12 protein-coding genes are annotated in these 12115 nt (G+C 43.2%); 4 read left to right on the forward strand and 8 right to left on the reverse strand.

Annotated elements, in window-relative coordinates; all coding sequences use genetic code 11:
* Window positions 1-164 precede the first annotated feature (164 nt).
* Both blaCARB and V1U08_RS03940 read left to right on the forward strand, forming a co-directional pair.
* Entirely contained in the window at window positions 165-1016 is an 852-nt protein-coding gene (gene blaCARB / locus V1U08_RS03935) for a CARB/PSE/RTG family carbenicillin-hydrolyzing class A beta-lactamase (protein ID WP_329353881.1), read from the forward strand.
* Between the two features lie 300 nt (window positions 1017-1316).
* Window positions 1317-2375: a sensor domain-containing diguanylate cyclase gene (locus tag V1U08_RS03940; RefSeq protein WP_024372867.1), complete on the forward strand. Its 1059-nt coding sequence runs from the start codon at window positions 1317-1319 to the stop codon at window positions 2373-2375.
* A gap of 78 nt (window positions 2376-2453) precedes the next feature.
* Here the strand turns inward: V1U08_RS03940 and V1U08_RS03945 are convergent, their stop codons facing one another.
* The gene (locus V1U08_RS03945) at window positions 2454-2606 is read right to left on the reverse strand and encodes a hypothetical protein (protein ID WP_239949691.1); all 153 of its coding nucleotides are present in this window, start codon (window positions 2604-2606) and stop codon (window positions 2454-2456) included.
* Between the two features lie 256 nt (window positions 2607-2862).
* On the opposite strand from V1U08_RS03945, the gene speG reads away from it, so the two are divergent.
* A complete protein-coding gene (speG, locus tag V1U08_RS03950; protein ID WP_014234687.1) occupies window positions 2863-3402 on the forward strand; it encodes a spermidine N1-acetyltransferase in 540 nt (179 codons plus the stop codon).
* A 100-nt stretch (window positions 3403-3502) separates the two neighbouring features.
* On the opposite strand, the gene V1U08_RS03955 is transcribed toward speG, so the two are convergent.
* On the reverse strand, window positions 3503-4627 hold the full coding sequence (locus tag V1U08_RS03955; protein ID WP_330469970.1) for an OmpP1/FadL family transporter: 1125 nt from the start codon (window positions 4625-4627) through the stop codon (window positions 3503-3505).
* A 579-nt stretch (window positions 4628-5206) separates the two neighbouring features.
* Between V1U08_RS03955 and V1U08_RS03960 the strand changes: the two genes are divergently transcribed.
* Window positions 5207-5632: a universal stress protein gene (locus V1U08_RS03960; protein ID WP_014234689.1), complete on the forward strand. Its 426-nt coding sequence runs from the start codon at window positions 5207-5209 to the stop codon at window positions 5630-5632.
* Window positions 5633-5759: 127 nt separating this feature from the next.
* Here V1U08_RS03960 and V1U08_RS03965 read toward each other — a convergent pair whose 3' ends face one another.
* From V1U08_RS03965 to V1U08_RS03990, 6 genes are all read right to left on the reverse strand, one after another.
* The gene (locus tag V1U08_RS03965) at window positions 5760-6437 is read right to left on the reverse strand and encodes an SDR family NAD(P)-dependent oxidoreductase (RefSeq protein WP_330469971.1); all 678 of its coding nucleotides are present in this window, start codon (window positions 6435-6437) and stop codon (window positions 5760-5762) included.
* Window positions 6438-6439: 2 nt separating this feature from the next.
* Window positions 6440-6910, reverse strand: coding sequence for a YhcH/YjgK/YiaL family protein (locus V1U08_RS03970; protein ID WP_330469972.1), 471 nt, complete (start codon window positions 6908-6910; stop codon window positions 6440-6442).
* Between the two features lie 62 nt (window positions 6911-6972).
* Window positions 6973-8130 carry a sialidase family protein gene (locus tag V1U08_RS03975; RefSeq protein ID WP_330469973.1) on the reverse strand — a complete coding sequence of 386 codons (1158 nt, stop codon included), beginning with the start codon at window positions 8128-8130 and terminating at the stop codon, window positions 6973-6975.
* An 83-nt stretch (window positions 8131-8213) separates the two neighbouring features.
* Entirely contained in the window at window positions 8214-10097 is a 1884-nt protein-coding gene (locus tag V1U08_RS03980; protein WP_014234693.1) for a TRAP transporter permease, read from the reverse strand.
* A 105-nt stretch (window positions 10098-10202) separates the two neighbouring features.
* Window positions 10203-11201, reverse strand: a complete 999-nt coding sequence (locus V1U08_RS03985; protein ID WP_330469974.1) for a TAXI family TRAP transporter solute-binding subunit — start codon at window positions 11199-11201, stop codon at window positions 10203-10205.
* Window positions 11202-11234: 33 nt separating this feature from the next.
* Window positions 11235-12110 (reverse strand): dihydrodipicolinate synthase family protein, encoded by an 876-nt coding sequence (locus V1U08_RS03990; RefSeq protein WP_065298254.1) that lies wholly within the window; start codon window positions 12108-12110, stop codon window positions 11235-11237.
* Window positions 12111-12115: the final 5 nt, after the last annotated feature.

Genomic DNA, 12115 nt, shown 5'->3' on the forward strand with positions numbered 1-12115 from the left:
GTAAAGCAACGTAAACAAAGGTAAAGCAGAGAAAAACGCATCACTTGAGAGGAATTCTACAAAAAATCTACAGGGATTTAACAGTCGTTAGCGCACTCCATCGCTATAGTCACGGTTGATTTCGCATCAATGCGAACCAGAAAAATTAATAAAGATAATCACTCATGAAAAAGTTATTTTTTTTGCTTGCGCTGATGGTCGCCTCACCTTTAAGTCACGCATCGAAACTACATGAAGACGTTTCTCTTCTTGAGCAACAGATCTCCGGACGCATTGGGATCGCCGTCTGGGATACTCAGACCGATAAACACTGGGCTTATCGTGGTGACGAACGATTTCCTTTAGTCGGTACCTTCAAAACGCTAGCTTGCGCAACCATGCTGAGTGAGATGGATACCGGTATCCTCAAAAAAAATGCCACCGCGACTGTAGAAAAACGAGATATGGTGATGTGGTCTCCCATCATGGATAAACTGGCTGGGCAGAATGTCCGTATCGAGCATGCCTGCGAAGCCGCGATGTTGATGAACGATAACACGGCGACGAATCTCGTACTGAGTGAAATCGGCGGGCCTAAGTCGGTCATGCTTTTCCTGCGTACCATTGGAGACAAAGCCACCAGACTCGACAGCGCGGAACCGAGCGTCAACGAAGCTATGCCGGGCGATAAGCATGACACGACAACGCCTAACGCTATGGTAAACACTCTTGAAACACTGATCGATGGTGATGCGCTCTCTTATGAATCTCGCATTCAATTAAAAATTTGGATGCAAGACAGTAAAGTGTCTGATCCACTCATGCGTTCCGTTTTACCGTCGGGTTGGTCTATTGCCGATCGCTCGGGAGCAGGTGGCAACGGTTCACTTGGCTTTAACGCCATCATCTGGAAAGAAAACCATAAACCGGTATACATCAGTATCTATCTGGCCGAAACCGAGCTGTCGCTTCAGGCAAGAGAGCAACTCATCGCCCAAATTAGCCAACTAATTTTGTATAAGTACCGAAACATCTAGCAACGAAAATGCAGTGCCCTTCCCTCCCTTAACAAGGGCACTTTTTACGCTAAGCTATCCAAGATTTCTCCTACGTCTACCTTCTTAGTAGTATTTACAGTCACTCTACTCCTACTGTATACATCTTTCGGGTTATTAATTCCTATCACCAGATAAAGTGATTTAGTTCTCACTTTGCGTTAACACTAGGGTGAAATAGGCGACAAATTAATCGCATGTTATTCAGCGTTAATATTTTTCTTGAAAATATCTAAGCGTTACTTATTGTTTATATTAAGGGAATGCCCGAGGAGATGGCTATTGAGACTTGAAAGAACATTTGCCCCCACTGACCTATCGACGCAAAACATGGAAAGTCCGATATGTTTGCCGATCGGCTTTGTTCACTTTTTGGCTCAGTCACAAACCTTACAGCAGGTACTTGATACCGTCGCAGAGTGGATTCACCGAATCTTTGAGTCTGATCGTGCAAGTATTACTTTGTATGAAAATAGTGACTTCTTGAAGGTCTACTCTTTTTCTGGAAACAAAGCGATCCCGACAGATTTTCTCGTGCCAATTGCCCAGTCTTTCGTTGGCCGAGCTTTTGATACTCAGCAATTGATCATTTGTGACGACTTAAGCCAATCCGATGAAATCGATTGTGTCATGCTGTCTTCAAGCGGAATGGGGACGTGTATGGATGCGCCCTTGATGCACGGCAAGGCTTGTTTGGGTACGCTGAATGTCGCCCACAATCAAACCCACTTTTACACTAAAGAACAAGCCTCGCAGCTGCAATGTATCGCGAACTGGATTGCATTGAATATCGCTTTACATATTCAGGTCATGAAAATGGAGCATCTTGCGAAAACGGATGATCTTACGGGAATACCAAACCGCAGAGAGTTCATGCGTGAGATTGAAAACCGCCTTTCAGACTACCGTACTCAGGGAATCAAGTTCCACGTAGCTATTCTGGATTTAGATCACTTCAAGAAGTTAAATGACAAGTATGGGCACGATGCTGGCGATAAATCGCTGATTCACGTAGTTAATACCATAAAGGGTCATTTGCGTGACTACGATTTACTTGCGCGAGTTGGAGGCGAAGAATTTGCGATTGTCCTTAGACGACGTTCATCTCAGGAAGCACTTGATACATTAGAGACCATCCGCAACGCACTAGAAAGCACCGTCATGAAACACTCTGGCCTTGAAATGCCGATAACTGCCAGTATTGGGGTTACTCAAGTGTGCAGTGTTGATAATTCGTTTGAGCCACTAATTAAAAGAGCTGACTTAGCGTTATATAAAGCAAAAGAAACGGGTAGAAACCGCGTTGAAATAAACCATGAAGCCCAAAATAAAAAAAGGTAGCGACCTAAAACGCTACCTTTATCCCTACTCGCGCTGACTCCAGACTTACTCAGGCACCAGCGAGAGGAGCAGATTCAATTATGCTTTCTTAAGATCTCTAGTTGGGTAAGTCAAAGCCGCGCCTTCTACTTTTACGTGAGTGTAGGCACCGCCACCGCTCACACCTGTAACGACCATTTTACCTAGGTCAACACCCTTAGTTGCAACTACTTCTTCGCCGATTGAAAACATATAAAATACCTTTTATTCAGATTTAGACAATGAGTCAATGCGAGGTATTTAATATGAAATAGCATCGTTTACCTAATCAGCTTTTTTGTCGTTAGGATTAAGTTTTTTACTATTTCTCCCCCCCTCTCCTTGCTATTTTTCGACACGGATAAACTTCACTAAATCATAAAAAAACAAGTAATAAAATTCCGTATAGTAAGTTAATATTTTCACACATAAGAATAGGAGCAACACCTGCTCCCATTGGAGAAGTATCATGACGAAAGGGCTTAAAATGCGTGCGTTAGAACGATCGGACCTTCGTTTTATCCACGAGCTAAATAACAACCGCAATATTATGGCTTACTGGTTTGAAGAACCTTACGAATCTTACGATGAGCTAGAGGAACTGTACCGGAAGCACATTCATGACGATGCAGAAAGGCGCTTCGTTGTAGAGGATATTGACGGTATTGTTATCGGCTTAGTTGAGCTTATCGAGATAAACTACATCCACCGAAGCGCAGAGTTTCAGATCATCATTGCGCCGGAGCACCAAGGCCGTGGCTACGCCATGGAGATGATACACAGAGCGTTAGACTATTCATTTTCTATCCTCAATCTACGTAAAATTTATCTATTGGTCGCAGTAGAAAATGAAATTGCTATCCACTTATATAAAAAGTGTGGGTTTATAGAAGAAGGCCACTTAATTGAAGAGTATTTCATTAATGGTGGTTATCGAGACGTTAAGCGTATGTATATTCTGAAGCATCAATATCAAAAGTCGATGGAAGAAAAGAAAGAGAGCAATTAATTCGTCGCAGCTTCAGCCTCCCCAATCAGCTATAAATAAAAACGCAGTTCAATCACTGCGTTTTTATTTCATCTAAACTCGGGGTACCGATTAATTCTTATTATTGATTTTTCCAGCTATAGCCGAAGCTTAGGAAGTACAACGTAGGGTCTTTGTATCCGGCTAGCTTCGTACCATTCGCCAACGTCGATTCCGACGAGTCAATGATGACAGCTTCAAATGCGACGCTTACTATATTTTTCTCATCCCACTTGTAATCAACGCCTGTGCCTAGTCGGTATGCATCACCAGTAGGAACAGTAATGTCGCCCTTCGACTGATCCTCATACATACTGCTATCAAACGCCACACCAGCATTCCACATCACTTTGCTATTCACCTCATACTGAGTACCAAAAGCGACCTGATAAGTATCCTGAGTATCGACATTCAACGTGGTTTGGTACTCGCTCCAGTCTTGCCAGTTCACGTTACCCATCCACGCAAACTTATCATTTATCTGCTGATAAATACTGAAGATCACTTGTTGAGGTGCAACAGATTCTGAGTTTTCAAACTCAAACTTAGTCTCGCTCGAGTAAGATAGGCCGAAACGCGTCCCTGGAACCAACTCGTACAGAACCCCAAAGCGACCATTGACCTGAACATCGGTATCATCATCTTCGAATGAGAAATTATTATTTGCCGAGCTGGCGTTCGCTTCCACTTGATATTTACCATACTGAATGCCAAGCGCAGCCCCCACCGACCACCGGTCATTAATTCGATAAGCAGCACTCGGCTGGACAGTTACCGCTTGCGTAATCGCGGTAGGAATATCTAGTTTAGCAACGGTTCTGTCCACCAACCCTTCGTAGCCCAGTCCAAGACCATAGTTTCCATATAGACCAATACCCAACGTCCATTTTTCGTTCACTTTCTGACTATAAAATGCAGAGCCCATAGGAACAAAACCAATTACGTTACCCGCATCTCCCGCTAATGTATCCAGCTGTGCATCGCCATAAAGACTGATTAAGTGACCAGAGAAAGATTGACCTGAAACATTTGCCAAACCAGCAGGGTTTGCTGCCATAACTGACGCATCCTGTGCTCTTGCAGCCATCCCTGCAGATGCGAGACCGATGTCCGTTGTATTCGTTTCGTATAAGTACAAACCAGCTGCTTGAACCGTCGCGCAGCTTAATAGCGAGCCTGCAACGATGATTTTTGATAGATTTTTCATAACAAAGCCTATTATTTTTAGATAGAACCTATGCCACAGTGAACCGATGTAGGTTATTGAAAAACACTGCCGTTGTTACAAAGCATAGGTCTCAATGAAGTAGAGCGCGAAGAAAGTATTGAATCGATAGTCCAGATTTACTTTTGCTCTCCCAAACCTTACTCATATTGGTATAAGGACACGCGATGAAACTGCATGCCCTATAAGATTGTCAGTGTAAAAAACGGTCCTACTCTGGCCGTTTAAAGCCAGTCTATTTTCATTTGCTATTTACTAGTGAAGAGTAAACACAGCGACAAAAATCAATTTCTGTCTCAATATTTATACACATGAAAGCACTCTGTGCCTCCGCCTCACGCTCTTTCCGACTAAACCGTGAATAAGCAGCTATCATGAGGCTCAGTGCATCGTCGAAAGCAAAATTAGTGAGCGAACAGTCAATACTAACAAATCACTCCAACTCATTACTTTTATTGATCTTTATTTACACATTTAACTGGTTTCGCGATCTTGTCGACACAATTTTTTGTCAAGCCATACTATGCTTAGGGTGAATATAATCCACTTAAGGGCGTGGTTATGAAATACAAACATATTCTTGTCGCACTAGAACTTGCTGATGAAAGCACAGTGCTGATTGATAGAGCAGTAGAAATGGCAAACTACCTCGACTCCGACATTTCATTCATCCATGTGGATGGTACTCATGGTGAAATTTATCGCGAGCTCGTGGATATTAAAGCTAACCCAGATCATGTACCGCTAAATGAGCATTCGATGGAGTGTCTAAAAACGTTCAGCGATTATATGGACTACCCACTAAAACACTTCTTTGTGGGTACTGGCGATTTAGCTGACAAACTAGAAACAACCATAAAAGAGCAAGAAGTCGACTTACTGATCTGTGGTCACCATCAGGATTTGTGGAGCAAACTTATCTCCTACTCTCGTCATCTAATAAATAAGTCACCAGTCGATATTCTGGTTGTGCCTATTCACGACTAGTATTTTCAAAGTTCCAGCGCGGATATGTACGATGCATAAAACAAAAGCCAGTAGTTTTAAACTACTGGCTTTTTATTAAGTACATCCACATAACCTTGATTCTATCGACTAAGCAGATCCGATCCCTCTAGAGAGACGCTCCTCCGCACATGACCAGTTCCTGACCTGTAATCGCGCTAGCATGCGGTGAAAGAATAAACTTCACGTACTCTGCCACTTCGTAAGGAGAAATAAATCGCCCCATTGGTGGAAGCTTTGGTGGGGATGACTTTCTGTCTGGGTTTAGCAGCATCGGCGTTTCTGTCGCGCCAGGAGCAATGATGTTGGCGGTAATACCTTTCGGCGCTAATTCAGCAGCCCAACTGCGTACCATGCCAAATAAAGCAGATTTAGTCGCGACGTATTGCGAACGACCAGCAACCCCTTTCGACGTGCGGCTGCCAATAATCACAATTCGCCCACCATCGCCCAGTTTTGTCGCAAAGTGGTTGGCTAATATTTCTGCTACGTGTACGTGAAGGTGCCAGACAGACTGGCTCTCTTCGATATTCAACTCACCTAAAGGGGCTGCGACCATTTTCCCCGCGGCATGGATAACCGCATCAACTGGAGGTAAGTTTTCCAAGCGACTAATTAAGCTATCAGTGTCAAACAAATCGACGGTCTGACTGACAAAATTAGGATTCTCATGTTCAACTTTGGAACGGCTTAACCCAGTAACCTTCCATCCTTCGGAAAGTAACTTTTCAGCAATTGCTTGTCCGATACCAGAGCTTGCGCCTGTAACGACGGCATGACGACTCATGATCATTCTCCCAAGATAGATAGAGGGACTTTGAAAACGGCTTTTCGGATTTGCTTAGGCTCTGAAACCATACACAAAGCCTGATGAGGCTCACCTGGCATGAAAATAGCGAAGTCGCCCGGTTTGAGGTGCACCGATTGAGCCAGCGTTGGATTTGTTAAAATTAATAAATCCGGTTTCTTTTCTTCCGCTTCTTCATCTGAACAATCAACAACACCGTAATTAATAATTTCTTCACCTTCCAATACAACCTGTATATCGGCATACAGATGATGAAACTCTGTGTGTCTTACTTCTTGTTTTTGTGTTTGCGCCGGACCAATATTAACGAACCACTCTTGATCAGATAATTGAACTTTTCCGTCATCTGATTGAATAAGCGAATCAAATAAGCATTCTGGATGAGATAAAATATCTTTAAACGTTTTCGGCAAACCAGCAGTGTTTAGTGATAATAGATTTCCACATATCATAATAGTATCTCTTAATAGCCGGTAGCTCGATATATCAGGCTACCGTTTTAGTTGCGTCTATTTTATAGGTGATTGATACGTACATATTTAATTGCTTGGCGGAAATATGTATAGGCAATATGAATAGCGCCGTCGCTAGATTGAGTAATCGTCGGGTATGAGAATTCACGATTGAGTTTTTCTTGTGAATTGTTGGTCATACAGAAGCCATCACCCTCGTCGAGGTTCGCAACGATTTGCCAGCTTGCGCCGTCATCTTTAGAGATAGCCAGTGACATTGGTGCACGAGGTGCTCCCCAGAATGCACTTTTTCCATCGATAATTTCAGGTTCTTTTGCATCGCTATCGTCTTCAATTTCATCATACAAGGAGCTACGACGATCCGTTGCACCTTCAGCACTCATATTATTAAAGACCATCGCCAGGTCACCGTTGTTCAACGCGGTAAGCTGAATCGAAGAGTTATTGTTTGGCAGCTCAGTCGGAACTGGCGCACTCCAGGTCTCACCATTATCGTGGGAGTAGCTTTGGTAAATGGAGTCAGCCCAACGACTACGGTATACCGCGATTAGAGAGCCATTTTTCAAAAACGCTACCGACATGTGCACGCAACCCAAGCTTTCTGGTACGTCTACGTCTCTCCACGTTTGACCCTTGTCTTCCGAGATCTTCACGCTGCTGGTGTCGTAGTTACCCACCCATTTCTCGCCCGGTTTGATCGTGCAGTTAAATATTGGAAGTAACCAGTTACCATTAGGTAAAACAACAATAGGCTGACGGATAAACGTTCCAGGCTTGTCGATTAACACATCGATATCTTGCCAGGTTTCACCCAAATCAAAAGACTTACGGTAACGCACGATAGCTGTATCTTGGTTACCCGCAAGTTGAGCTGTCCAAAGCAACCAAAGTGTGTTGTCTGGATCCAAGAATAATACTGGGTTTTGTTCAGAACGCTCTGGGTCATTAGACAGTTTGACTGCCGGTTCCCACTCATTCGAATCTTTACGTAAGCGTGAGCACAAAATAGAAATATCAGACACCCCTTCCTGAGTTCCTGCAAACCAGGTACATAGCAAGTCACCATTTGGTAAAACAAGCAAATTCGATGCGTGGTTTTGAGGATAGTCTGAAGGTAGCATCGCGTTATAGTATTGCTCACGATGCTCAACTGGCACTACTTTACCGTCACGTTCTACAGTAATAGCTTCTTGATTCATTGAATTTGCCCTATAAATTAAAATTTAAAACTTGAGTAAATACAGCTCTCTGTTGTTAGAGAGCTATATTCGTAACCGAGGAGTTATGCGAGGGTCGTTGCTGAACTAACCTTTTTTGCAGAAGACTTCCAGCACCATAGAATTAACATGGTCGCCATACCGATAAAGAAGAACCAGAACGGTGATGCAGAGTTATCTAACACAATACCTAAGCTAGCAACTAAGAACAGTAATCTTTCCACAATATTCAGGTTTTTCTTCAGCCAGCCTTGTAGGAATACAGCCCAGCAGAATGTCGCCATAAGCATACCCATGAAAGCAATCAGAATGAGATACCAACTACCTTTCCAAAGCACGACAGGGTCTGTAATAAAGCTAAACGGTACTAAGAAAATAACCAGTGCATAAGAGAATGCGATAAAGCCAGTTTTCGACGAGTCACTATGACCGATTGCTGATGCCGCGTAAGCACATAGCGCAACTGGTGGCGTCACCATTGACAGTACGCAGTAGTACATGATGAACATGTTTGCAGCCAGCACATCAACACCCATTGAAATCATTGCCGGAGCAAAGATAATTGAACCGATGATGTATGCCGCAACCGTAGGCAAGCCCATGCCCATGATAATACAACCAACAATCACCATAACCAGCGATAGGTAAAGGTTGTTCTCACCAACAGAACTCAGTATTTCTACGAATTTAAACGCTAGGTTTGATTGAGTAGCCAACACCATGATGATACCAACAGATGCAAGAGGCACAGAAACCCAAGACATTTGCTTAGCCACATCCATGATCATCGGGTAAATAATCTTATAGCTGTAGCGAGTATGCTTTCTGAATAATGGTGCAATCAGAGCAAACACCGTACCGATGAAAGCCGCGTATGGTGCAGAGTATCCAGAAATCAGAGCAATCACCAAGAACGCTGGAGAGATCAATAAGTGCAGGCGTGGAAGAATCGGCTCAAATTGTAGATCTTCTTTAGAGATATTACCTGTACCTGTTTTTCTCGCACGTAGATCGATGATAATGAACAGTGCAAAGTAAAACGCAGCAGCCGGAATAATACCTGCAGCAGCAATCTCAGCGTAAGGAATGCCAAGCATGTCAGCCATAACAAACGCGGCGATACCCATGATAGGCGGCATCAGCTGACCACCAGTTGAAGCAATCGCTTCTGTCGCTGCAGCTTGTTCTTTACTGTAGCCAGAGCGCTTCATGATAGGAATCGTAAGTACACCTGTCGAGGTTGTATTTGCAACCGCAGAGCCGCTCACCATACCAAACAAAGCAGAGCCAAGTAGTGACATTTTTGCTGCGCCACCAGTAAGAGATGCAGTGGCCTTCATTGCTAAGTCAATAAATACGCTGCCGCCGCCAGTCATGGTGAACACACTACCAAACATAACGAAGAAGAATACAAAGTTAACAGCGGTACTTGCAGTGATACCGAACAGACCATCAGCTTGCATACTGATTAACTCTGTCATTGTATCTAAAGAAAAGCCTTCAAACGCAGTCCAGCCTGGGAAGTATGGACCTAAGAAACCGTAGGCAACAAAGACAATAACAACAGAGAGAAGAGAGAAGCCTACTGAACGTCGAACTGCTTCAAATAGCATCAAACAGCCAACAATAAACGCGTATTTATCAGAGAATAATACATCGTCGATCATTTCCAGGCGAGTTTCTAACCTTGGGATTGACGTATAATAGTGGTAGACCACCGACAATGTTAATCCGATAAAAATAAGATTAATTATTCTACCGAGATATAAAAACGCGCGGTTTTTAAACTCAAGAGGTTGAAAACATAAAACTAAAGCTGTCGCCGTAAAGACATGAATACTTGCAGCCGTTAAAGGTGATAGCGGATAAAAAAACTGTCGAAGTAAAAACACGATATATGCGATACCAATTACCGCAGTTAGTGCTTTCATAAAGTTTTTGTAGTTCATAACAATACCCTACTTACTAAACTCATTAAGCAAAGCTTAATTAAAGCTTTAGAGAAACAGATGCATATATTATTTATATATGCATCTGTCTTACTCAAACTAGACTTATTTAATCCAGCCTTGTTCTTTGTAATATTTAGCTGCGCCTGGGTGTAGCTCAACTAGTTGCTCTGCTTGACCAATCTCTTCTGGGTGCCAGAATTTTAGAGGTGAGTGTGACTTCTTAATTTCAGCCTGATTTTCAACCAGTGATTTAGTTACGTTATAAACAACGTCATCACTCACTTTCGAGTTAGTTAAAAATACAGTAGCACTAACTGGGTTAACGTAATCTGCCGTTTGGCCATCATAAGTACCAGAAGGCATCGTGCCTGTTGGCAGACCAACTTTCGCCAAATCTTTAAGCGTCTTATCAGAGTAAGGGATATAAGTTACATCACTTGTTAGTGTCATTTCAGTCAAGTTAGGGTGCATCGCTGGAACGTTATCAATATAAACATCGATTGCGTTATCACGCATCATTTGGCTTGCTTGACCACTGCCCATTTGAACAATCTTACCTTCTTTCTTTAAGGTCTCGAAATCGGTACCTAAAGATTCAAAGATGTAATCAGCAATGATAGGAACCTGAGAACCTGTTGGCTTCATCGCGATAATGACTTTATCGGCGTTGATGATTTTTTCCCAAGTATCGTTACCAGTCTGATCAACCCATGCTTTACGAGCCACAGTGATGGTGTACGCTTGTTGAACATTATCTAGAACCATACGCAGTTCTTTGTTCGTGCGGCCTTTATAGATGTCTGTCAGACCATCGCGAGCCCAAACAGCAGCGTTAGATGTTGCGAAACCAAAGTCAGCTTTCTCTTGGTTTACAACAACAGGGTTTGTCATACCGCCGCCACGAGGGATAAGTTTGATTTTGTACTCATCGTTAGTAGCACGAGGAATTAATTGTGAAAATGTCGTGCCATACGTGTACCAGCCGTTGCCTGGTGGCTGAGAAATAATACTTGCGGTAGAGGCAGCTTGTACGCCTGCAGCAACAAGAGTTGAACACAATACAGCGGTTTTGAGTGCAGATTTAAGGTTTTTGTTAAACATTACTGGGGATCCTTATTATAAGTATACGTCTGGCTATGCCTTGACAATAGACAATATCTTGTCGGTATCTTCCTGAGTGAAATAGACCGGGTAACGGCTCTCTCCGACTTTTTCACCGAGTAAATTCATCGTTTTCTTAACAACAGCAGGAGCAAATGCAATTGGGTATAGGGTCGCACGTAAATGATTTATCTTTTCTTGTGCTTGATTTGCTAACTCTTGGTCGTCTTGTACGAAACCTTGATAAACCTGGTTAACAAGCTCAGGCACAATATTCGCGATACCCGAAATACAACCAACAGCACCAAGGTTGTAACCAGTCAGAATCAGTGAGTCCGGACCAGTCAGTACATCAAAGTTTTCCGCTTCTTCACTAACAGCAAGAAATCCCTGTAGGCTTTCCAATGAACCTGCGCTGTCTTTGATGCCATAAATGTTTGGATGCTTCGCCAACTCGGCAGCAATCTCTGGCGTGATCGTGTTTCCGGTGCGAGCAGGAATGTTGTACAGGTAAACAGGTACCGGCACCGCATCTGCAACTTGTTGGAAATAGCGAACTAGCTCTTGTGGACGTAACGCTGAGAACCAAGGCGTAATCACGGATACAGCCTTAATACCCATCGCTGCAACGTCTTTACCATGTTGAATGGTTTGAGCAAGGTTCGTTTCACCAATATGAGTAACAACCAGGCTGCTATCTTTTGCTTCATCAAGACAGATTTCTGTTACTCGACGCTTTTCGTAATCACTCAAGACAAAAAATTCGCCATTCGTTCCATTACAGAAAATCTTATTACCGTTTGATAGCTGTCTGCGAACTTGTGCTCTTAGCGCAGCTTCGTCCAATGTACCTTGACTGTCGAAAGGGGTGACAACAGCAACGTGTGGACCTGTTATTGGGCTGGTCATAGTTT

It is taken from the genome of Vibrio sp. YYF0003 (assembly GCF_036350715.1).
Lineage (GTDB): Bacteria > Pseudomonadota > Gammaproteobacteria > Enterobacterales > Vibrionaceae > Vibrio > Vibrio natriegens.

What these genes read in the sequence shown, in the direction of transcription:
- blaCARB (WP_329353881.1), top strand. Translation starts at nt 165, where the DNA reads ATGAAAAAGTTATTTTTTTTGCTTGCGCTGATGGTCGCCTCACCTTTA.
- V1U08_RS03945 (WP_239949691.1), bottom strand. Translation starts at nt 2,606, where the DNA reads ATGTTTTCAATCGGCGAAGAAGTAGTTGCAACTAAGGGTGTTGACCTA.
- speG (WP_014234687.1), top strand. Translation starts at nt 2,863, where the DNA reads ATGACGAAAGGGCTTAAAATGCGTGCGTTAGAACGATCGGACCTTCGT.
- V1U08_RS03955 (WP_330469970.1), bottom strand. Translation starts at nt 4,627, where the DNA reads ATGAAAAATCTATCAAAAATCATCGTTGCAGGCTCGCTATTAAGCTGC.
- V1U08_RS03960 (WP_014234689.1), top strand. Translation starts at nt 5,207, where the DNA reads ATGAAATACAAACATATTCTTGTCGCACTAGAACTTGCTGATGAAAGC.
- V1U08_RS03965 (WP_330469971.1), bottom strand. Translation starts at nt 6,437, where the DNA reads ATGAGTCGTCATGCCGTCGTTACAGGCGCAAGCTCTGGTATCGGACAA.
- V1U08_RS03970 (WP_330469972.1), bottom strand. Translation starts at nt 6,910, where the DNA reads ATGATATGTGGAAATCTATTATCACTAAACACTGCTGGTTTGCCGAAA.
- V1U08_RS03975 (WP_330469973.1), bottom strand. Translation starts at nt 8,130, where the DNA reads ATGAATCAAGAAGCTATTACTGTAGAACGTGACGGTAAAGTAGTGCCA.
- V1U08_RS03980 (WP_014234693.1), bottom strand. Translation starts at nt 10,097, where the DNA reads ATGAACTACAAAAACTTTATGAAAGCACTAACTGCGGTAATTGGTATC.
- V1U08_RS03985 (WP_330469974.1), bottom strand. Translation starts at nt 11,201, where the DNA reads ATGTTTAACAAAAACCTTAAATCTGCACTCAAAACCGCTGTATTGTGT.
- V1U08_RS03990 (WP_065298254.1), bottom strand. Translation starts at nt 12,110, where the DNA reads ATGACCAGCCCAATAACAGGTCCACACGTTGCTGTTGTCACCCCTTTC.